A 22396-nucleotide genomic window follows, 5' to 3' on the forward strand; every position below is an offset into this window, starting at 1 on the left:
TTCACTCCGCTGCAATGGTTTTTCTGGGGGCGGCAGACGTCGTCTTGGAGGTGTTGCCATGCTCGTATTCCTCAAGGAAGTCGAGAACCTCCTGCCGGTAGCTGTAGTAGTCGGGATGCTCCAGCAGCGCCTTTCGGGTGCGCGGGCGCGGCAGTTTCACGTCTGTGATCTTGCCGATGGTCGCCTGGGGTCCGTTGGTCATCATCACCACGCGGTCAGCCAGCAAAATCGCCTCGTCCACGTCATGGGTCACGCAGACGGCAGTAACCTTGGTGCGTGACCACACTTCCATCAGCACTTCCTGCAGCTCCCAGCGGGTCAGGCTGTCAAGCATCCCGAAAGGTTCATCCAGCAGCAGCAATTTGGGCGACAGGGCAAAGGCCCGCGCGATGCCCACGCGCTGCTTCATGCCGTTCGACAAGGATGCCGCGTTCTTGTCCATGCTGTCGGCCAGACCGACACGTTCGAGGTAGTATTCGATCACATCCTGCCGTTCGGCCTGGCTTGCCTTGGGGTAGACCTTGTCGACCCCGATCGCCACGTTCTCTTTGGCGGTCAGCCACGGGAAAAGGTTCGGCGACTGGAAGACCACGGCACGCTCGGGGTCTGCGCCCTCGACGTTCCAGCCGTCCAGCCGGATTGCCCCCTTAGAGATCGGATTGAGCCCGGCCGCCATCGTCAGGACGGTGGATTTGCCACAGCCGGAATGCCCGATAAGCGAGATGAATTCGCCCTTGTTGATCTTGAGGTCGAAATTTTCGACCACGGTCAGCGGGCCTTTGGGGGTGGGATAGATCTTGTGCAGTTGCGAGAAGGTCAGATAGCGTTCTTCAATCGGGCTTTGCTGCGCCTCGGCCACTACTTTGGGGACCGCATGTATCGGGGTCACCTTCGGCAGCGTCTTGATCTCTTCGACCTTCGCCTCGATGCCAACATCCATCAGATACTTGGTAACGCCGGCCCGCAAGGCCTTGAATGTGGCATCGTTGTTCATCGCCATCCGGTCACGGGGGCGCGGAATGTCGACCGTGATCGGGTCTGCCAGGGTACCGTCAGGGTTCAGGGGCACGATGCGATCGGCCAGCAAGATTGCCTCGTCCACGTCGTTGGTGATCAGGATGCAGGTTTTTTTGTCCTGCTCCCAAATCTCGAGGATTTCATCCGCCAGATTGGCCCGCGTCAGTGCATCCAGCGCCGACAACGGTTCGTCCAGAAGCAACATTTCAGGGTTCATCGCCAAAGCACGCGCGACGGCGACCCGCTGGCGCATCCCGCCCGACAGTTCGGCAGGACGGCGGCCTGTGGCGTGGGACAGGCCGACCATCGACACGTAGTGGTCGATCTTTTCCTGCCGCTTTGCCTTGGACAGTTTGGGAAAGACCGCATCGACAGCCAGCCCCACGTTGCCGCCGACGGTCAGCCAGGGCATCAACGAATAGCTTTGAAAGATCAGACCGCGTTCCGGCCCCGGTTCGGTGATCGGTGCCCCGCGATAGGTCAGCGTGCCGCTGTCGGGCATCTCGAGACCCGCAATCAGGTTCATCAGCGTGGATTTTCCCGTGCCGGAAAATCCGAGGATGGCCAGAAATTCGCCCTCCCGCACATCGAGGTTGATCCCCTTGAGAACTTCTGCGCGATGTGTCCCCACGCCAAAGCCCTTGTTCACGTCCTTGATGGAAAGAATGCTCATATCGCTCACCGGTTTGCCGAAAAGGTAAACATGGATTGCAGCGCGAACATCACTCGGTCCAGCAGGAAGCCGATGATCCCGATGGTAAAGACCGCGACCATGATCTTGGCCAAAGACTGCGAGGAACCGTTCTGGAATTCATCCCAGACGAATTTGCCCAGACCGGGGTTCTGCGCCAGCATTTCCGCGGCGATCAGCACCATCCAGCCGACCCCGAGCGACAGGCGCAACCCGGTGAAGATCAGCGGCAGCGCCGAGGGCAACACCAGCTTGGTGATCTTGGTCCATGTGTTCATCTTCAACACGCGGCTGACGCTGACGAGGTCCTTGTCGATGCTGCTGACGCCAAGGGCCGTGTTGATCAGCGTGGGCCAAAGCGAACACAGGGTGACCGTGATTGCCGAGATCAGGAAGGATTTGGAAAACATCCCGTCGTTGCTGGCGTAGACCGCCGATACGATCATCGTCACGATGGGCAACCATGCCAGGGGTGAAACGGGTTTGAAAATCTGGATCAGCGGGTTCAGCGCGGCATTGGCCGTCTTGGACAGGCCCGCTGCAATGCCCAGCGGAATGGCAACCAGCGATGCGATCAGAAACCCGAAGAAGACGGTTTTGATCGACGTCCAGATCTGCGCGTAATATGTGGGCCTGCCGGTGTATTCACGCTGCTTGACGTCATCCGCCCTGCCGTCCGCGACCAGCTTTGCATTGCGCACATCCTGACGGTCATAAAAGGCGGCTTCCTTCTTGCGTTCTCGGATCGCGTCGGCATTCAGGCTGATGGCCTGTTCCCAGACCTGTGCGGGACCTGGGACCGCCCCCAATGACGTCTGAACCTTGGGTGCAAGTATGCCCCACGCCAGCAGGAAGATCACGATCGCCAGAAGCGGCACGCCCAGCAGACGCCAGATTTCACCCATCTGGGCGCGTGGGTTATCCCCTGCCGCAGCCTTCAAGACCGGTGTGATCCACGCAAGGCCCAGAACCTGAAACCAGTTGTCGGCCTTGTTGATGCGGGTGAAAAGGCGCGCGCGCTTTGCCTCGTTGCTCAATGTGTCGGGGTCGGTGACGGACATGACGGGAATCCTTTGATCGGGACGTAGAAAAGGTGCCCCCGCAACGGCTGTCGCGGGGAAGGGAAGCGTGTCTACCCTTTGACCTGGCTGCCAACGACGGTCTGGTCGCCCTTCAGGCCGATCGGGAGGCTTTCAAGATAGGCGTTGGGTGTGCGGCCGTCGTAGACGATCCCGTCAATGACATCGGCAGCCGCTGTCGGTTCCTTGAAACCGTCGCTTTCCCATGGAAAGTCCGCCTCGTTTGCCATGCCGTCGTCCACCAGCAGACGCGCAGCCTGAAGATAAAGGTCGGGGCGGTACACGTCCTTGGCGGTGTTCACGAACCACTCATCGGATTTCGGCTCGGCGATCTGGCCCCAGCGGCGCATCTGGGTCAGGTACCAGATCGCGTCGGAATAGAACGGATAGGTCGCATTGTGGCGGAAGAAGACGTTGAAATCGGGGATCTCGCGCTTGTCGCCCTTCTCGAACTCGAAGGTGCCGGTCATCGAATTGGCGATCACCTCGTAATCCGCACCGACATATTCGGACCGTGCAAGGATTTCGACAGCTTCTGCCCGGTTCCCGTTGTCATTTTCATCAAGCCAGATCGCCGCGCGGATCAGCGCCTTGGTCAGGGCCAGCGTGGTATTGGGGTTCGCGTCCGCGAATTCCTTCGAGATGCCAAAGACCTTCTCGGGGTTGTTTTTCCAAAGCTGGTAATCCGTGATCACCGGCACACCGATGCCTTTGAATACCGCCTGCTGGTTCCACGGCTCGCCCACGCAGTAGCCAAAGATGGTGCCGGCCTCCATCGTGGCGGGCATCTGCGGTGGCGGGGTCACGGACAGGAAAACATCCGCGCCGATCTGCCCGGAGATATCTTGCGGGGAATAATACCCCGGCTGCAATCCCCCCGCGGCGAGCCAGTAGCGCAGTTCGTAGTTATGGGTGGAGACGGGGAAAACCATGCCCATGTTGAACGCGATGCCCTGGTCCTTGTAACTGTCGACGACCGGGACCAGCGCGCTTGCGCTGATGGGGTGCTGCGGACGACCGTCCGCCATCTTGGGGACATTGGGTTTCATCTGTTCCCAGATTTCATTGGACACGGTGATGGCGTTACCGTTCAGATCCATCGAAAAGGGCGTGATGATATGCGCCTGGGTGCCATATCCGATCGTCGCGGCCAGCGGCTGGCCCGCCAGCATATGTGCGCCGTCCAGCTGGCCGTCGATCACGCCGTCCAGCAGGACTTTCCAGTTCGCCTGCGCCTCAAGCGTGACGAACAGGCCTTCATCCTCGAAATAGCCGTTCTCGTAGGCGACCGCCAATGGGGCCATGTCGGTCAGCTTGATAAAGCCGAAGGTCAGTTCGTCCTTTTCAAGGTCAAGCATCTCGGCAGAGGCCGCAGTCGCCCAAAGACCGGTGGCCGCAAGGATGAGGGGAAGCGTTTTATACATCTGGAATGTCCTTTGTCAGTCTGGCCCGGTCTGGTTCGACAAGGCCTGCAAAACGAAAAAAAGCCGCGCGTAAGCATCACGGAAAAATTCCATGGTTCTTACGAGCGGCTTTGCTCTGGGAGTATTCTGCCGTCATTGGCAGAAGGAAATCAGGCAGCAGTGCCTGACGTGTTGTATTCAGGGTTGAACAGTTCGGCCCCGGCTTCAACTATATTCTGCACTCCCGCATGCAATTTTCCTGCCGCGCGCGAATGTGCCCGTTTATTCACCATTTGAAGCATCGAAATCAAAGGTTCTGCCGTCAAAGAAAGCATCCGGCGCAAGAATCATCTGCCCCCGCGATGACGCCACGGCGGTGACATCCCGCATCGCGCCTTCGACTTTTTCCGACGCGCCGGGCAGATCCGCGCCGACAGGACCCAGATATTTTCGGTACAGATCCGTTCTGAAACACCTCTTTGCCTGCGCGATGCCCATCGCATCCACGCCCAGTTGCGCGGCGATCCACGCCGCCTGGCTGCGCCATGGAAAGGACGCGGCATGGTCATGGAACGTCAAGAACCGGTCGACTTTTGTCGGTGTGCCACCTTGCTCAAGCGTCAAGATGCCGGTGATTGCCGGCTCAATCACCTCATGCGCCAGATTAAGGTGTTCACTGCGGCCCAGAATTTCGACCGCCAAAGGCTTGTTGCGTTCCACGTCAAGCCATCGGGCCGACTGATAGACCGCGCGCATCAGGTGGCACGTCGTATCGGGGTTCTCCACAATCCAGTCATGTCGCGCGGCCAACACCTTTTCGGGCGCAAAACCCCAGACATGTCGCCCCGCCATCAGGATCTTGCCGGCCCCCCGACCGACAATGGCACTGCCCCAGGGTTCCCCCACCCAAAAGGCATCGACATGCCCCTGCATGACCGCATCCGCCATGCGCGGTGGCGGAACGGTCACGATCTCGACCTGCAGATCAGGTGTTGAAGCTGTCCAGTAGGACAAAAGCAAGCGGTGCATTGAAAACGGAAATGGCACCCCGACCCGCAAGGGCTGCGGCCCCCGCGTGCCAAGCGCGGCCAGCAATGCATCCGGATCGCCAAAGGGTACCGCCCCCAAGGCGTCCGCCAGCCCCGTCGACACACCGAACACCGTGCCGTTGGCGGAAAGCCCCATCAGATTGTCGATCCGTGCGGGCAACCCCCCAAGGCCAAGAGACATGGCAACCGGCATCGGAGACAACATCTGTGCCGCATCCAGATGCCCCAGGGCCAGCATGTCACGCAGCGCGGACCATGATGGCTGCCGGACCAGATTAAGGTCCAGCCCTTCTTCGGCCGCAAACCCAAGTTCCTTGGCGATGATCAGCGGCGCACTGTCCACCAGCGGGACATAGCCGCAATTCAACACGGTGCGGGTCATGTCAAAAGGTCCGACGCCGTGACCAGCGCCTGCGCCACATCAATCACCTTGCGGCCCTGATCCATCGCCGCCTTGCGCATCAGCTTGTAGGCCGCATCCTCGGAAATCCCGCGCCTGCGCATCACGATCCCTTTGGCGCGGTCGATCGTCTTGCGGTCCTCGAGCGCCTGTTTTGCAGCATCCAGTTCGGACTGCATCTGCCGCATCATCTGGAATCTGGCAATCGCGGTTTCGATCACCGATTTGATGCGGTTCATCTGCAACCCGTCCACGACATAGGCGCTGACCCCCGCCGCGAGGGCAGCCTGCGTCAAATGGGGGTCGGTCTGATCAACGAACATCGCGACGGCCCGCGATTTGGTGTCCGATACGGTTCCGATATGTTCCAGCGTGTCGCGATCCGGATTTGCCATGTCGATCAGCACGATATCGGGGGCATGTTTCGCGATGGACTGTTCAAGCCCTGAAACCTGGGCAATCTCGTGCACATCGCTCCAGCCTGCCTCAAGCAGAGCGTTGATGATGTTTTTCGCCTTGGCGCTATCAGCCTCGACGACAAGGATGCGCAAATCTTTTCTCATCCGCCTTGAGTAATGCTGCGGGGCATGGCTGAACATCTGCTGAAACGCAAATACGTGCGCGGCACAGGCCGACGCCAGCGGTCCGCGTATATTTTAGGCAGGCCAATGCCAAAACGAGAGTTTAACAGGCACTCGACGCCTTTTGGGGGATGCGCCCGCCCCCTTTTCAGTCAGCGACCGCTGACCGCCGGCAGGGTCAAGGATGCGGGTCTTGAAGCAGCTCCTTGAGGCTTCTTGACTGTGTCGGACGATCCCGCAGGTCCAGGGCCGAGTTGAGATCGACAAGATGGCTGCGCATCAGTTCTTCTGCGTTTTGTGCGTCCGCCTTCGCTATTGCGTCAATAAGGGCATGGTGGGCATGGCTCTCGCAGAGCGCGCTTTCACGACGCCAATACAGCGCGATAATCAGGGATGATCGCGCGATCAATGTCTCGATGAACTGCCGGATCGTATCCTGATCGGCGATCCGCGCAACCTCGATGTGAAAAACTCCCGACAGGCTTAACGCACGGCCATGATCACCGGCATCCATCGCGGCATGTTCCTGGGCGATGTGTTCCTTGAGGATGGCAATGTCGCGCGGGGTCGCACGCGCGGCAGCGGACCCTGCCGTGCGCGGCTCAAGCAGGGCGCGCGCCTCGAAGACCTCGCGGGCCTCGCGCAGGCTAGGCTGGGCAACGAATGCACCCTTGTTACGCTGGATCTCGACCAGTTGGATATGCGCAAGCGATTGCAGCGCGGCGCGTATCACGGTGCGGGAGACATCGTAGATCTCGCCCAGCTCGTCTTCACCCAGTTTCGTTCCGGGGGCGATCCGATGCTCGTGAATGGCCAACGCCAGTGCATGGGCCACCTTTTCGGTCGCATCTTTGGGTTTGGGGGGCGAAATTGGCAGTGGTGGCATAGTGCGTGTCCTTCAGAATCACTGATGCCAGAGCTGATCGTATTGAACAAGGCGATCCAAACGACCACAAAGCCTCAACTCATTGTATACAATCTTGCGTGCAATATTTGAGCAACAGCCCAAAATTGTGATCAAATTTGCGCCATTTTCAGTTTTGCCCCACTGCAAGCCACGGCTTTGTTTGAGTTTGCGGCACCCGATGCGCCCAATGGGATCAAATGTGGGGGCCTGAATGACAACATCAAAAAACGATCTGGAACTTGTCGGCGTGACCAAGCGCTATGGCGCAACGGTTGCCGTGGATGCGATTGCGCACAAGTTCAAACCCGGTTCCTACGCCTGCCTGCTGGGCCCTTCGGGCTGCGGAAAGTCATCGACGCTGCGGATGATCGCCGGGCACGAAAGCGTGACCGACGGGGCGATCCTGCTGGGAGGGCGCGATATATCGCACCTTGCCCCCGCACAGCGTGGCACGGCGATGATGTTCCAGAATTACGCGTTGTTTCCACATCTTAGCGTGATCGACAACGTCGGCTTCAGCCTCAAGATGCAGGGTGTCGACACCGCCAAACGCCGCGCGAAGGCAGGCGAGATGCTGGAACTGGTGGATTTGACGGCACTTGGTGACCGGTTGCCGGACCAGTTGTCGGGCGGGCAGCAGCAGCGGGTCGCCCTGGCGCGGGCCCTGATCACGCGGCCTGATGTGTTGCTGCTGGACGAGCCGCTGTCGGCCCTTGATCCTTTTCTGCGGATCCGGATGCGGGCCGAGTTGAAGAAGCTGCAAAAGGAACTGGGCATCAGCTTTATCCACGTCACCCACGGGCAGGATGAAGCCCTGGCGCTTGCGGACGAAATCGTCGTGATGAACAACGCCGTGATCGAACAGGCGGGCCCCGCGCAAGAGGTGTTCAACGCGCCCAAGACCCAATTCGTGGCCCGTTTCATGGGCGGCCATAACGTGATCGCCCTGTCCGGTGGGCATTACGCGATCCGCGCTGATGCCGTCGACGTGACGCCGTCCACCCAGGGTGTGGTCGAAGGGCATGTTACAGCGGTCGAATATCAGGGCACCCACGTGTCCGTGCTGTCGCGCATCGCAGGTGATCAGGAAATCACGGCCCTGATCCCCGATGGCGCATTTTTCGCAAACCCTCACAGCCCCGGCGACACCATCGGACTGTCCTGGGACACCTCGAAACTACACCAACTGACTGCATGAAGTTGCGGCTTTCCACCAACAAGGAGAACGACGAATGACGATGTTTACCAACAGAAACGGCCTTAGCCGCCGCACCTTGCTCAAGGGGGCCGCGTCGACGGCGCTGGTTGCGAGCGCATCCACCCTTGGCGCGCCGATGGTTTGGGCGCAAAACATCAAGGACGTGACCATCCGCCAGTTCGGCACGGGCGTCTCGAACCTCAACGAGGTGGCGACCAAGGTCAAGGAAGACCTGGGATTTACGCTCGAGATGACGGCCCTTGATACCGACAGCGTGACCCAGCGCGCGGCCACCCAGCCCAACAGCTTTGACATCGCGGACATCGAATATTTCATCTGCAAGAAAGTGTGGGCCGCAGGCAACCTGCAGGCGATGGATACCACCAAGCTGACAAATTATGACAAGATCGTCGGCATCTTCCGGGACGGCAAGCTGACCCCCGAAAGCACCATTGCCCAAGGGACCGCCCCCCACACCGTCGGCTTTACCTCGGGACAGAACGGCACCGATTTCGTGAATGAGGAATCCGGTTGGATGACCTTGATCCCGACGATTTACAATGCCGACACCCTGGGCATCCGCCCTGACCTGATCGGGCGTCCGATTTCGAAATGGTCCGAATTGCTGAACCCCGAATTCAAGGGCAAGGCGTCGATCCTCGACATCTCATCCATCGGGATCATGGACATGGCGATGGTCGTGGAAAGCATGGGCGAATACACCTATCCCGACAAGGGCAACATGACTAGGGAAGAGATCGACATGACCCTTGGCATCTTCACCGAGGCCAAGAAAAACGGTCAGTTCCGTGCCTTCTGGAAGTCCTTCGACGAAAGCGTCAACCTGATGGCGTCCGGTGAAGTCGTGATCCAGTCCATGTGGTCGCCTGCGATTACGGCCGTGAAATCACAGGGCGTGCCTTGCGTCTATCAACCGCTCGAAGAAGGCTACCGGTCATGGGGCGGCGGCTTGGGCATCTCGGCGGCGCTGTCCGGTCTGGAGCTGGAAGCGGCCTATGAATACATCAACTGGTACCTCTCCGGCTGGGTCGGCGGGTTCCTGATGCGTCAGGGGTATTATTCGGCCGTACCTGAAACATCCAAGGCGTTCATGTCGGCAGATGAATGGGGCTACTGGTTCGAGGGCAAGGAAGCCGAAGGCGATATCACGTCTCCGTTCGGCGACAAGCTGGCGGGCACCGGCGACACCCGCGATGGCGGGTCGTTCGAAGACCGCATGGGCGCGGTGGCCTGCTGGAATTCCGTCATGGACGAAAACCAGTACATGGTCCGCAAGTGGAACGAGTTTATCGCCGCCTGATCGACCACAAGAGGGCGCGCGCCTTGCCTCCCGAGGGTGCGCGCCCTTCCCTCCCCCTTTTGACCGGAAGCCCCATGAACAAACTGCGTGAAAATAATGCTCTCAAGGGGTGGATGATGCTATCCCCGCTGGCGCTGGTCCTGCTGGCCTTTCTGGTCACACCGATCATCATGATCACCGTGGTCAGTTTCTGGCGCGCGACCGAGTTTTCGATCATCCCCGCCTTTGTCTGGGAAAACTACGACTTCCTGTTCGGATCGCCGGTGACCTACACCGTCTTTTTCAACACCTTCAAATACGCGCTGATCACATGGGCCGCCACCTTCGTCATCGGCTTTACCGTCGCCTATTATCTGGCGTTCCATATCCGCACGCAGACGTGGCAAATCGCGCTTTTCCTGCTGTGTACGATCCCGTTCTGGACCTCGAACATCATCCGGATGATTTCATGGATCCCGTTTCTGGGTCGCAACGGTATCGCGAATTCCGCGTTGATCTCGTGGGGGGTGATCGACGAACCCGTTGAATGGCTGCTGTTCTCGGACTTTGCCGTGATCCTTGCCTTCGTGCATCTTTACACGCTGTTCATGGTCGTTCCGATTTTCAACACCATGATGCGGATCGACAGATCCCTGATCGAGGCGGCGCGCGATGCGGGTGCCAATGGCATTCAAATCCTGTGGAACGTGATCCTGCCGCTGACCAAGCCGGGCATCATGATCGGCACCATCTTCGTGGTGACGCTGGTGATGGGGGATTTCATAACCGTGCGGTTCATGTCGGGCAGCCAGTCCGCCAATGTCGGTCGCCTGATTTCGAATGACATCGCACTGCTGCAATATCCCAGTGCGTCGGCCACGGCCATCGTGTTGCTGCTGACCGTGCTGATCGTGATCGGCATCCTGCTGCGCTTTGTCGACATCCGAAAGGAGCTTTGACCCATGGAACCGCGCCCCCGCTCTTTCTATGTCCTTACCGGATTTTTCATCCTGTTCCTGCTGTTTCTCTACGGCCCCACGATCACCATCGGCATCCTGTCCTTTCAGGGTGAAAACGGTGGGCTGACCTTCCCGATGCGCGGGGTGTCGCTTTATTGGTTCAAGGATCTCTTCGAGCAGCAGGCCGTCGGCGACATCTGGGGCAGCTTCCGCCGCAGTTTCGTCCTGGGCCTGATGGTCATGGTCACGACCGTCGTCGTGTCTGTCATGGGCGGTCTGGCGTTTCGCAAGCGGTTTCCAGGGTCGGGCATCCTGTTTTACCTGATCATCACCTCGCTGGTCATCCCCTCGATCCTGATTTCGCTTGGCGTCGGTTTGATGTTCTCGCAGACGGGGCTGACCGTGCATTGGTCCACCTCGGGCTTCGGGGCGCAGTTGACCTGGACCCTGCCCTTTGGTCTGCTGATCATGTTCGCCGTCTTCAACCGTTTTGACAAAAGCTATGAGGAAGCCGCCCGTGATCTGGGTGCCAGCCCGTGGCAGACCATCCGGCATGTGGTGTTGCCGATCATCGCGCCTTCATTGATTGGCGTGGCCCTTTTCGGCTTTACGCTTAGCTATGACGAATTCGCCCGCACCCTGCTGACGGCAGGATCGTACAACACGCTCCCGCTCGAGATTTACGGGATGACGACCAACGTCACCTCGCCTGTGCTCTATGCGCTCGGCACGCTCACGACGGTGTTCTCGCTTGTCATCATCGGCGTGTTCCTCGCGCTGGCACTTGTCAGCAACCGGCGGCGTGCCAAAGCAGGCACCGACGCGGGCAAGGGTCTGGTATGATCGTCATCATCAACCCCAACAGCACGCAGGCCATGACCCGAACCATGGTCGATACCGCGCTGGACATGGGCATCAAGGTCGAGGGCTGGACGTCGCATGACGGCCCTCCCGCGATCCAGGGACCAGAGGACGGGGCCGCCTGCATTCCCCCGCTTCTCGGGCTGGTCCGCAAGGCGTCGGATGAAGGTGCCAGCGCGATCATCATCGGCTGCTTCGATGACACTGGCCTGGATCTTGCCCGCGATATCGCGCGCTGTCCTGTGATCGGCGTCGGCCAGGCGGCCTATCATATGGCGGTGCTTGCAGGGCAACGGTTTTCCGTCGTGACGACATTGCCGCAATCAATCCCCGTTCTGGAGCAGAATATTCACAGCTATGGCTTTGCGCCCCGTCTTGGCCGTGTGCGCGCCAGCAATGTGCCGGTTCTCGCGCTCGAGACGGATCTGCCGGGGTCCGCCCCAAAGGTCATCGCCGAAATCGACCGCGCCGTGGTCGAAGACAAGGTCGGCATCGTGGTGCTGGGCTGCGCCGGCATGGTCGGTATTCCCGACCTCTACGGCGATCGGCCCGACGTTCGGTTGGTCGACGGGGTCAAATCAGCGGTCCAGCTGTCGGCCATCCTGTCACGCTAGCCCCCAAGAAGTGCGATCTTGCATTTTGCCGTCGCGTGACTGTTTCTTTCGGCTTGCTTGGACGCTAAGTGTTCGGGCAAGGCAGAAACAGGAGAAATCAATGCGTATAGCGGTCTATGGAACACTTGTTGCGGTCGCGCTGACAGCCCTTTCGGGGTGTGAACTGGCAACGGGCGGTTCGGGTGGCAACTATGAGGTCGCTGGCGTCGAGGCAGATGACATGCTGAAAATGCGTGCGGGACCGGGCATCGGATATCGGGTCATCGTCGGTCTTCCGAACGGCACGGCCTTGCGCATCTCAAGTTGCCAGCAGACAGGTGGTACCCGCTGGTGCAAAGCATCCCTGAACACGTCGCCGGGGCTCGAAGGGTATGTCTCGTGGGCCTATCTAAAGGAAATCTGACCTAGATTGGTTCTGGTTTAACCTGATGCCGCACTCCATGTCGGTTCGCTAGTCTGGGGGCGGTACAGCGCTTGAAGCGGCGGTCACTAAAGGACCGGCACAAGACCTGCACGGTTTCAATCTTCGCCGCTCATGACGATATCCATTTTTGCGAAGATATTGTTTTCTTCTTCAAAGGACAGATTCGGGAACAACTCCCCCGCGGTCAGATTCTCGCGCAGTTTTTCACTGGCGGAAATGCCGGACCAGATGCGCTGGTCCGTAATCGGCTTGATCCGCATCCGGGGCGGTGCCGGAACCTCGCCACGTGCCGCGTCCCAATTCTTTTCCATCTTCAGATTCATGTTTTCCGCAATAAGATCGAAGTCCAGCCTGCGACGCCCCATCTGATACCCCACGAAGCGCCCTGACCCGGCGTAAGCCAACTGACTTGGCTGTTTCATCAGAGAACTGGCACCGGCCTCGGCACCCTGAGTAACGCAATAGCGGAAGGCAGGCGGCTTTACCGCGCGATAGATTCTGCGAAGCCCCTCGATTTCGACGGTGAACAGATTGATCCCGTAGCACCCGTTCTGGAGCCGCAAAAGCTGGTTTTCCAGTTCCAGAAATTCACCGACACCGTCAACATCAAGCTTGATGCGTTCATCGAACCTGATCTTCGTCGCCTGGGTCAGTTCTTCAAGCCTGTGGCGCGCCTGCTCTTCGCGTCGAAGGCTGTCGTTCAAAAGACCGGCCGTCTTGATCCGCGCGCCCAGCTCGATCCCGTTGAGTGGTTTGGTGATGAAATCCGTGGCCCCGACGACAAACGCGCGCTGCATCAGACCGATTTCGCGGCTGGCCGTGATCATCAGGATCGGCGTCGACCGATAGCCCGGGGTGTTTCGCAATGTTTCACATAATTCGATACCGCCGACGCCGGGCAACATGATGTCCAGCAAGAAGCAGTCGAAAGGGTGCTTTGCAGCCTTCAGCATGACCAGAGCGTCTTCGGCAGAAGTCGCGCAGGTCAGAAAATAGTTGTCATCCTCTGTCAGGCACCCCTTCAAGAGATCGCGGATGACCGGGTCATCATCAACAGCTAAAATGCGCATAAGTACTTACTTCCCCATAACTGGCCCATATCTGGCGTGCTGGTCTCAAACGGCCTCGAAACATTCTCAGCCTGTAAGGAAACACGTCTGGCGGGCAATGTTGGGGCGAGATTGTGTCACATTTTAGCCAAATGTTAATAATTCCCACAGATTCTGCCGCGCTTCCGGAAAACCGCGCGTTCAGGGGTGCCAATGCAGGGACTTCATTGGCGGTTTATCCGCGATAACCCGCCAGTCGGACCAAAAGTTGACCTTTTGACACAATTTGGCCGAAGTTTTGCGAAATGCTGTTTGAAAGTTACCGATGCCTTTGCGTGCAGTATCAAAGGCAGCAACCCCGAAGAGGTATTATGAGAATTCTTGCAGTCGATGACGATTCGGTCGTGCTGGACCTGCTTGAGGTGATCTTCAAGCAATCCGATGGCATAGAAGTCGTGGTTGCGGCCTCCGGCGCTTTGGCCCTCGAGGCGATAGCCACTTCAAAAGACGGTTTCGACTGCTTTCTTCTTGATATCTCAATGCCGGAAATGACCGGCATCGAGCTTTGTGAACGTATCCGTGTGCATGGCGCGCACCGTGACACTCCGATCATCATGCTGACGGCGAATACTGACAAGACATCGATCGAACAGGCGTTTGCCGCAGGGGCCAGCGACTATATCACAAAGCCATTCGATGTCGCTGACATCAGCACCCGAGTCCAGATTGCCGCGCGCATGGTTCAAAGTGGCGACACCGTCCGGGCAATCGACCCGTCGGAACCGTCGCGCAGCTCGGTTCCGGGCCGTCACCGCTTTGCCGTGACGGAACCGCTGCAAATTCTAAGCGCGGACCAGCTGATCCTGCCCTACTCTCTGGGCAATTATCTCTCCCAGCTGTCGCAAAGGCACTTGAACCACTGCCGGCTTTTCGCCGCCAAGATCATAGGGGTCGAGGCGCTGTATGACAGCTGCACCAGCCAGGAGTTCGCCATCGCGCTCTCGGCCGTATCGGATGCCATTTCAGACGTGGTAAACAGCCCGAAGTTGCTGTCGTCCTACTTTGGTTCAGGGATTTTCATTTGCATCGGTACCGAAGATTTCGGGACCCTTTGGCCGCAGATCGAAACGGATGTGCAAGAGGTGCTTGATACGTCTTATGCAGTCTTCGAAGACGGCCGCGCGATGAACATAAACCTGCACATCGGTCGCCCCGTACGCCCCAACGGCAGCCGGACACAACGTGTCAAACCAACGATCGACCGCGCGATTTCTTTGGTTGAACGTAGCGGAAAAAGCAAACGATTGAAGGCCTAGCACCCGCTTCGCGCACTCCGCAGGCGGGGCCTTTGCCCGGCAATGCCATTTCAACCAAGACAAACCTCACTTCAGGTCAGCGCTGATCCGCCAGGGTAACCTGCACCCCGCTAATGCATGACCCTGTTAAGATGGCTCACAAGGTCCTGTTCTTTATAAGGTTTGCTGAGGATAGCTGCCCCTTTGAATGCGGTACCCAGATCCGAACTATCGATTTGCCCGCTTAGAATTAAGAACGGGATCGCAAGTTCAGACAGGTGCAACGCAATCGCATCGGTTGTTTCCTGGCCCAAGTTCACATCCAGCATCGCGACGTCCGGTTTTTCACGGATAGCCTTGAGGGCACTTGCGACAGTCGTGAAGGGACCAATGACAGTCGCGCCCCGCGCTTCAAGAATATCAGCGATATCCATACCGATGATCGGATCATCTTCTACGACCAATACCCTTTGACCCGAGAACGAGACGTTACTGATCTGCGACTGGTCCACCGGAAATATCGCGGTTGGCGGGGCAGTTACCTCGGCGGCCTCTCTTTGAAAACTGTCGTTGATGACGATATCGCAGACCAGCCCGCCCGGGGCGAAATCGAGGTTGATGGCACCCTGATCCCGCATGGCTTTTTGCAGGATCGTCGACCCGATCCCGGTTGTCCGCTCCGCGGGCAAGGATGGGCCGCCAGTTTCAGTCCATTTGATATGAACCCGGCGGCCGGTTCCCATGACTGCTTTAATGCCCACTTGGCCGCCCCGGACCGAAAGCGCCCCATGTTTCACGGCATTCGTGAGAAGTTCGTGCAGGACCAACGCCAGAGCCTCGGACGCCTCACCAGAGAACCAGACGTTTGTGTCTCCCTCGATGGAAACGCGTGCTTCCCATCCGGCAAAGGCTTCCATCTCCATCCTGATAATATCCTGCAGGCTGGATCGCTCGGCCACCTCAGCCACCAGAACCCGGTTGGAGCGCGACAACGCGCCCAGCCGTTCCGTCAGGGAGCGAGCGAATTCTTCAACGCTGTCCGTCTTTTTCGACGCGTGGCGGATCATTGAGTTCAAGATCGTGAACGTATTCGCGACACGATGATTGAGTTCCTTCGACAACAGCTTGAGGCGGTCCTCATTCTGCTTCATCTCGGTGATGTCGATTACGTGGCCGATCAGTTTCGTCACAACACCGGTGTCCGAGAATTTTGGCATCCCCTTCGCGCTGATCCAGCGATCTACGCCATCCGCCCGACGAATCCGCGTTTCAAACGACCACGGCACCCCATCCTTCAGGGAAGCTTCCAACAGGCCACCAACGCGCTGGCGGTCCTCCTCGAAAACATAGGTTAGAAAGATTTCCCCGCTCCAACGGTCTAAAAGTTGATCATGTCCAAAGATTTGATCATGGCGCTCGTTGCGCATCGCCGTTCCGGTAACGGCGTCAAGCTCCCAAATTCCGATTTCGGATGTGGCAAGGATAAGGTCAAGGTGATCCCCGCCATTGTTCGTAAAGAGAAAGTCGTTCGTCATTATGGTCTCTCAAGAGTTCAGCCGTTCAATCATACACACCATTCTCCGTCTCGCAAACAGGCAACATAATCATGTGATAACAGAGATGCTTTGTAGGGGGTTTCATGCTGGCTCGGGCCTCGGAACCTGATCACTACCGTAGCCGCACATGCGATGGCGCACAGGAAGATCGTCGCGCATAAATCGTTTCGCGGGGCTACATGCCGTCAGTCCTTCGGGTGGCCAGATATGATCGTTGAGGCTTAGCGCCGAAGGCGCAATCCGGCATGGAAGTACCGGAACGACCCGCCCTCAGGCCCTGCGCAGAAGATTTGGCGGGCAGATCGCCAAGATCCGTCACCGCAACACGTTTTTGAAACACACCCTCCCTCCCTATTCCCTTCACTGGCCCATGCGGAATTAGCCCGGCTGTCAGTTGAAATATGAAACAGCGTCATTTGCCATAACAAGCGACGAAACCCTCACCGCGCACCGGCATGATCAACTTCTGCCAACTACGTGCGAATGCATCCTCGAAGCCGTCACAGGCACGAGATGGCACAGTCGGTGGCAGCGGCAAGGCTCCGGCTAGTGCTTCGATCCTGCGCGCCCATCGGGCAACAGAAGCGTCGGCCACGGCAATCGCGCCATGCGGCACATGATCTTTCAACCCGTCGATATCGTTGACCAAAAGAACCCGCCCCGCCGCAAGAGCCTCTATCGCAACCAGCCCGTACGCTTCCCACCGCGACGGCATGACCACGGCATCAACCCCCGCCATGACGGTGCGCTGATCGCCACAGTACCCCATAAACTTTATGCGCGGATCGTCGCCGGCACAGGCGCGCAAGGCAGGTGCCTCTGCACCGTCGCCATAGATATGCAGTGCAATGGCGGGATCGACCGTCTGCCGAAAAGCGGTGATCAGCGTATCGAACCCTTTCTGGCGGTCCAGACGCCCGATTGCTCCGATCACGCGGACGGGACCGGAGGGGGCCGCGAGGGCCCGAAAGCTGGAAAGATCCACGCAAGACTGGATGACACTCAATTTCATTGAAGGTATCGAAACCGACTGCGCCAGCCACCGGGCCTGCGCATGACTGACGGCGACGACCTTGTTGAAAAGCGCGTAGGCCGTGCGCAGCAAGACCGTGAAACGCCGCTTGCGGGTCACATTGTGGGTGACGAACCCTTCCGTATAGCTGTGTTCCACATGGACCAGAGGCGTCCCGGGATGGGCTGCACGCAACGCCAAAAGCATTGGCAGCGTCCGCCAACTGACCGCCAGATGCGATACGATGATATCGGCATTGATGCGTCCGACCGAAATGCTGCCGCGGTCTATGCAGCGCAGGCTATGGTCGCCGGTCTGCGCCATCGCAGGTGCCGTGAGGATGTGATCCAATACGCGCATCACGCCGCCGGCAGTCGTATCGTCGACAAGATGGACAATCCGGGCGCGTGTCATCGAACGGCCTTGCGGTGACGAAGAAGCTGAACGCCTTTCATGGCCTGACGCACGCCATGGGTCCCCACCATCGACAGGCCAAGGCTGGCCACCAGTGTCACAATCGATTTCACCGGTTCTTCTACAAGTGTCATCCGGGATTCCGCCAGCCACGCCCGCTGCCACATCAACGCTTTGGCCCCGTCAAGATCACTGACCGCGCGGCGGCAAAGATAGCGCAGTTGATAAGCCCGCGCGATGGGGGCATTGACGGTGAAAAAGGCCGGGTTCAGCGGGGTCAATTTGGTGACCATCCGTTCCCAGGCCGCCAATTGGCGTTCGGTCGCGGCGGACAGCCCGCCTGCGGTGATCCGGTAGTGGGTCAGCAATCCGGGAATGCCCTCGAACACCCAGCTTGTGGTCAACGCGATGCGCAACCAGCATTCGATGTCTTCAGACTGTCGGAACGTTTCGTCGAAATACCAGTCTCGCGCCGGCTCGCTTTGCGGGCGATAGGAAATCTCCTCCAGCACGGCGCGGCGCATGACGGCGGCAGAGCCGTTTCCAATCGGATTGCGTTTAAAGATGGTCGACGCACAGATGTTTTCCAACCGGGGGCGCTGCGCCTGCCCGATCAGGACGCCAGCGTCATTCATCAACGCAGACCCTGCATAGCTGACACCGACATGAGGGTTCGCCATCAGATGCGCCACATGGCGCGCAAGCTTGTGCGGCAGCCAGATGTCATCGGCATCACAGAACCCGATGATGTCACCGCGCGCGGCTGCGATGCCGCTGTTGCGTGCACCTGCAAGACCCCGATTGCCCTGACGGATAACCCGCACCCGGCGGTCGCGCGCGAATTCAGCGGCGATGCGCGCCGTATCATCGCTTGATCCATCATCGACGATGATGATTTCAAATGCGGGATATGTCTGGGCAAGAAGCGCATTCAGGGTGGCAGCCATCGTGGCTTCGACGTTGAACGCGGGCATGATGATAGAAGCAAATGTCATGGGGTAAGCCTTTCGGGAGGATCAGGAAAAAAGATAGCGGCGCAGCGGGTGCGGCAGCAGGGTGGCCACCAGCGCGCCTGCAAGGGTTGGCGCACCGCGCCGCAGGGGCGTCAGAAAGCCCACGGGGCTGTGTGCGAAACCGGCCACGCTATGGCGCAACGCATCGGTCCGGTTAGCACCAAGTCGCAGCGCGCGCCGCGCCAGATAGCGATGGTGGATTGCATGGCTTCGGGCACTGGGCCTGACACCGAAAGCCGCCGCGGATGCGATGGCACGCGCCCGCCCTGCCAGCATCGCATCAAGGTTGGTGGAAAGCCCGCCAACGCTGGTGCGATACCACGTCTGAAGCGATCGCAAGCCGATGATCCGCGCACCGCCGCCCACGACGCGGATCAGCCAGTCGAGATCTTCGTTATGGATCATCGACACGTCAAAGCCGCCCGATTGCACAAAGATGTCGCGCCGCACCGTCATGTTGGACATGGTGCACACGGGGTTTTCCCCCAGCAGCATATCGATGGTCAGATCCTGTTCGGGAACAGTCGAAAAGACCGTTGCATCATCTGGCCCGTCCTGGAAAAATCCGATCTGACCAAAGGCACCACCCACTTCGGCCTTTGCAAAGCTTTCGGCAAGCTCTGCCAGCTTGGTTGGCAGCCACAGGTCATCGGCATCGCAAAAGGCGATCAGACCGCCGCTTGAATGGTCCAGCGCGCCGGTGTTGCGGGCACTGCTTGGTCCCTTGCCCTGATTGCGCACAAGACGAATTCGCGGGTCGATCAGGGCGGCATTCTGGATCAGCGGCACCGTCGCATCCGTTGAACCGTCATCGACACAGATGGCCTCCCAATCGCCGAACGTCTGGCCGGTGATGCTTTGCAATGTTTCGACAATGGTCGTCTCGGCGTTGAAACACGGCAGGATAATCGAAAAGTCAGGCATGGTTCAGACCTTTGCTGTTGCGCGGCCAAAGGCCAGATAAAGAGCGGGAAAAGATGCGCCGACCATCAGAACCGTCGCGACAATCGCATAGCCTGTCGCCACCGCCACAAGGCCTAGAGGGGCAAGCACCACGGTGTTGAGCATGAAGGCAACGGTCATCGCCGCAGTCACCCAAAATTCGACCTGCGCCCGTCCCGTCGCCCGCAACCAGCCCGCAGTGGCGGACCAAAGCGTCGTGGGAATGGCAATGAGGCATAGAATGGACACGATCGTATCAATCCCCGACCACCCCGCGCCGAACAGAACCGGCACATAGTAAGGGGCAAGGATCGCCTGAAGGACAACGGCCGGCGTGATCAGCCCCATGGCAAGCAGAATGCTGTGACGCAGGGCAGCGCCCTTGTCGTCGCTTGCGCACAGATGGGGGAACAGAACGGTGGCGAACGCGACCGAGAAGGAATTGGCAAGGCTCAGACCCGCATTGAACGCCATGAAATAAAGCCCCAGCGCCTCTGCGCCCATCAGCGCCCCCACGATCAGCTTGTCCGCCTGAAGACGAACGGCCTTGACCAGTTCAACCCCCAGCACGGCCCATCCAAAGTGAAGAAACGGGCGCAACGGCGCGAAACCATTGCGAAGATCGCGCTTCCAGGGATGCAAACGGCGCATGGCGATCAGCCAGAACGGTGCGGTCAACAGCCGGGGCAGGATCAAAGCAAGCGCCGAAGGCCACAGCAGCGCAAGCACCGCCGAGATCAGATTCGCGCCGACGATCTGTGCCCCTGAAATAGCCGCTGTCTGGCGCAATTTTCCCGCACGCATCGCCAGGGCCGTCTGGACCAGCCCCGCAGGCATGAACAGATACTCGCCCGCAAGCAGCAGGATCAGGGCAAGCAGGACGACATTGCCCCCCGATGCGTACAAGGCAAGACCGATCAATGACTGCGCCACAAACAGACCCACACACCAGACCCAAAAGATACGGTGCGCGGTGGCGCAGATTTGCGGCAACTCCGCCTCGGGTGCGGAAATGATCTTTTGCCCGACACCGTTTTCCGTCAGCGCCTTGAGAATATCTGCTGCAGCCAGCGCCGCAGCCGCGACACCGATCTGCGCCAGATCAAGCGACCGCGCGACCGCGACAACGACCAGCAGACGCGATGCCTTGGCTGCAACCTCTGATGCGCCATAGGCAAAAAGGTTGTGCGCGATGCGAGAAGTCTTTTGAATGGCGCTCATGGTATTAGGGTCCGATCAAGGGAGGTTAACCATACCTAACCGCAACCTTTGCCCCCTGTCCTGGCCACCCCCGGAGAGGTCTAGGGCGCAACCGATCTGCATCATATCCGAACGGATAGACACTGCACGCCAACGCACCCTCGACCGGGCGGGCTGAAATGCATATCAGTGATTCAACCGAAGGCTATGAAGTGAGCGTAATGATGACGAAGACATTCAGACTTGGCTCTGCCCTTCTTGCTGTTATGGCGCTTGGCAATTGCACGGGCTTTGATGCGCCCGACAATCTGGAGCCCATTGCTGAGGGTGACGGGTATCAGGCCCAATACCGCGCCATTGATGGCAGCCGCAATTCCGCGCAATTCCTTCGGTCGCCTGCGATCAACGCCCAGAAATGCACCGCTCCCCGTGGCGGAACAGGGGGCAAGGGGGCCGGTCTGGCAGCCGCAAGCTTGCGCGGAGAGCGTCTGACCCGTAACGATCTGGTCGACATTCGCATCGGCGATGACGAGACATTCAATGGCGACTATGTCGTGTCGCGTGACGGGACGATCAAGCTGCCTTTTCTCGCCCCGATCCGCGCGCAGGGACAGCTGACCAGCGAGATTGAAAACGACATCGCAGAACAGCTGATCGCAAGGGACTTCTTTGTGGACAGGCCCAGGGTTTCGGTCCGGGTTGCCGACTTCGCTTCGGTGACAGTCGGGGTTTCCGGCGCGGTCTTCGAGCCGCACGCGGTAGAGATCGGGGGCGTGCCGGGCGATCAGGTAGACAGCAGACGCCAGACGGCCCTTGGCGCATCGACAGAGGGCCGGAACCTGTCCGCAGCCCTGCGCGCCGCAGGCGGGGTGCGCCCGGACGCTGATATCTCGGCGGTGGAACTGCGTCGGAATGGTGCGCTTTACCTGCTGGACATGCGCGGCGCATTCGAAGGCAAAAACGCCGTCGACATCATGCTGTTGACGGGCGACGAAGTTTCCGTACCCAGCCGGGGATGTTTCCAGGAAGACCTGATGCGGCCAAGTCCGATCAGCCCGCCCGGCATATCGCTTTTCCTGTCCAACCTGACGCAGCCTGCAGCAGGCAATGCGATCTCGGCCGTGGGCCGCGACGTGCGTGAAGTGCCTTACGGCACCCGCTATCTGCAGGCGGTGATCAACACGAACTGCGTCGGCGGCGCACGCGCATCAAGTGCCCACCGGTCATCCGTTCTGTTTTCGCGCAATCCGGTCACGGGGGTGTCTGTCGTGATCGAACGCGACATCGAGGATCTGGTGCGCCGCGCGGATCGGGATGACTATGACCCCTACCTCCTCCCCGGCGACTCCCTCGCGTGTTATGACAGCACGATCACCAATATCGGCGAGGTCGGAAGGGTTGTCGGCCAACTGGCGCTGTAGCTATCGGCGCG

The 22396-nt window shown here is 59.1% G+C and carries 20 protein-coding genes; 8 read left to right on the top strand and 12 right to left on the bottom strand.

Going from position 1 to position 22396, the window contains the following annotated elements:
- Position 1: 1 nt before the first annotated feature.
- The 6 genes from RGAI101_RS07685 to RGAI101_RS07710 all read right to left on the bottom strand — a co-directional run bounded on the left by RGAI101_RS07685 (position 2) and on the right by RGAI101_RS07710 (position 7106).
- The gene (locus RGAI101_RS07685) at positions 2-1690 is read right to left on the bottom strand and encodes an ABC transporter ATP-binding protein (protein ID WP_008225320.1); all 1689 of its coding nucleotides are present in this window, start codon (positions 1688-1690) and stop codon (positions 2-4) included.
- 5 nt (positions 1691-1695) lie between these two features.
- Positions 1696-2769, bottom strand: coding sequence for an ABC transporter permease (locus RGAI101_RS07690; RefSeq protein WP_008226878.1), 1074 nt, complete (start codon positions 2767-2769; stop codon positions 1696-1698).
- A 71-nt stretch (positions 2770-2840) separates the two neighbouring features.
- On the bottom strand, positions 2841-4211 hold the full coding sequence (locus RGAI101_RS07695) for a CmpA/NrtA family ABC transporter substrate-binding protein (protein ID WP_008227683.1): 1371 nt from the start codon (positions 4209-4211) through the stop codon (positions 2841-2843).
- Between the two features lie 261 nt (positions 4212-4472).
- Entirely contained in the window at positions 4473-5621 is a 1149-nt protein-coding gene (locus RGAI101_RS07700) for an ABC transporter substrate-binding protein (RefSeq protein WP_008228446.1), read from the bottom strand.
- Positions 5618-6202: an ANTAR domain-containing response regulator gene (locus RGAI101_RS07705; RefSeq protein WP_037227696.1), complete on the bottom strand. Its 585-nt coding sequence runs from the start codon at positions 6200-6202 to the stop codon at positions 5618-5620. The genes RGAI101_RS07700 and RGAI101_RS07705 overlap by 4 nt, the downstream gene beginning before the upstream one ends.
- 196 nt (positions 6203-6398) lie before the next feature.
- Entirely contained in the window at positions 6399-7106 is a 708-nt protein-coding gene (locus tag RGAI101_RS07710; protein WP_008227311.1) for a GntR family transcriptional regulator, read from the bottom strand.
- Positions 7107-7338: 232 nt separating this feature from the next.
- On the opposite strand from RGAI101_RS07710, the gene RGAI101_RS07715 reads away from it, so the two are divergent.
- The 6 genes from RGAI101_RS07715 to RGAI101_RS07740 all read left to right on the top strand — a co-directional run bounded on the left by RGAI101_RS07715 (position 7339) and on the right by RGAI101_RS07740 (position 12462).
- Complete coding sequence (locus tag RGAI101_RS07715) at positions 7339-8325, top strand: ABC transporter ATP-binding protein (RefSeq protein WP_008225394.1); 987 nt, start codon at positions 7339-7341, stop codon at positions 8323-8325.
- 40 nt (positions 8326-8365) lie between these two features.
- Positions 8366-9646 (top strand): ABC transporter substrate-binding protein, encoded by a 1281-nt coding sequence (locus RGAI101_RS07720; protein ID WP_008226724.1) that lies wholly within the window; start codon positions 8366-8368, stop codon positions 9644-9646.
- A 74-nt stretch (positions 9647-9720) separates the two neighbouring features.
- Positions 9721-10584, top strand: coding sequence for an ABC transporter permease (locus RGAI101_RS07725; protein WP_008227351.1), 864 nt, complete (start codon positions 9721-9723; stop codon positions 10582-10584).
- A 3-nt stretch (positions 10585-10587) separates the two neighbouring features.
- Complete coding sequence (locus RGAI101_RS07730; RefSeq protein WP_008229003.1) at positions 10588-11427, top strand: ABC transporter permease; 840 nt, start codon at positions 10588-10590, stop codon at positions 11425-11427.
- On the top strand, positions 11424-12059 hold the full coding sequence (locus tag RGAI101_RS07735) for an aspartate/glutamate racemase family protein (RefSeq protein WP_008228146.1): 636 nt from the start codon (positions 11424-11426) through the stop codon (positions 12057-12059). The genes RGAI101_RS07730 and RGAI101_RS07735 overlap by 4 nt, the downstream gene beginning before the upstream one ends.
- 100 nt (positions 12060-12159) lie before the next feature.
- Positions 12160-12462, top strand: a complete 303-nt coding sequence (locus RGAI101_RS07740) for an SH3 domain-containing protein (protein ID WP_008225721.1) — start codon at positions 12160-12162, stop codon at positions 12460-12462.
- Between the two features lie 116 nt (positions 12463-12578).
- Here RGAI101_RS07740 and RGAI101_RS07745 read toward each other — a convergent pair whose 3' ends face one another.
- Complete coding sequence (locus RGAI101_RS07745; protein ID WP_008229177.1) at positions 12579-13553, bottom strand: response regulator; 975 nt, start codon at positions 13551-13553, stop codon at positions 12579-12581.
- Between the two features lie 350 nt (positions 13554-13903).
- Here RGAI101_RS07745 and RGAI101_RS21220 point away from each other — a divergent pair, with 350 nt between their 5' ends.
- Positions 13904-14848 (top strand): response regulator, encoded by a 945-nt coding sequence (locus RGAI101_RS21220; protein ID WP_008225873.1) that lies wholly within the window; start codon positions 13904-13906, stop codon positions 14846-14848.
- Positions 14849-14958: 110 nt separating this feature from the next.
- On the opposite strand, the gene RGAI101_RS07755 is transcribed toward RGAI101_RS21220, so the two are convergent.
- The 5 genes from RGAI101_RS07755 to RGAI101_RS07775 form a co-directional block, all read right to left on the bottom strand.
- Positions 14959-16362 (bottom strand): HWE histidine kinase domain-containing protein, encoded by a 1404-nt coding sequence (locus RGAI101_RS07755; protein ID WP_008225953.1) that lies wholly within the window; start codon positions 16360-16362, stop codon positions 14959-14961.
- Between the two features lie 433 nt (positions 16363-16795).
- On the bottom strand, positions 16796-17809 hold the full coding sequence (locus tag RGAI101_RS07760) for a glycosyltransferase family 4 protein (RefSeq protein ID WP_008229085.1): 1014 nt from the start codon (positions 17807-17809) through the stop codon (positions 16796-16798).
- Complete coding sequence (locus tag RGAI101_RS07765) at positions 17806-18804, bottom strand: glycosyltransferase family 2 protein (protein WP_037227698.1); 999 nt, start codon at positions 18802-18804, stop codon at positions 17806-17808. The genes RGAI101_RS07760 and RGAI101_RS07765 overlap by 4 nt, the downstream gene beginning before the upstream one ends.
- Positions 18805-18825: 21 nt before the next feature.
- Entirely contained in the window at positions 18826-19746 is a 921-nt protein-coding gene (locus RGAI101_RS07770) for a glycosyltransferase family 2 protein (protein ID WP_008226715.1), read from the bottom strand.
- Between the two features lie 3 nt (positions 19747-19749).
- Positions 19750-20985 carry an oligosaccharide flippase family protein gene (locus RGAI101_RS07775; protein WP_008228620.1) on the bottom strand — a complete coding sequence of 412 codons (1236 nt, stop codon included), beginning with the start codon at positions 20983-20985 and terminating at the stop codon, positions 19750-19752.
- Positions 20986-21185: 200 nt separating this feature from the next.
- On the opposite strand from RGAI101_RS07775, the gene RGAI101_RS07780 reads away from it, so the two are divergent.
- Positions 21186-22385, top strand: coding sequence for a polysaccharide biosynthesis/export family protein (locus RGAI101_RS07780; RefSeq protein WP_441295889.1), 1200 nt, complete (start codon positions 21186-21188; stop codon positions 22383-22385).
- Positions 22386-22396 lie beyond the last annotated feature (11 nt).

This window comes from Roseobacter sp. GAI101, assembly GCF_000156335.1.
In the GTDB taxonomy this organism is placed as follows: Bacteria; Pseudomonadota; Alphaproteobacteria; order Rhodobacterales; family Rhodobacteraceae; genus Sulfitobacter.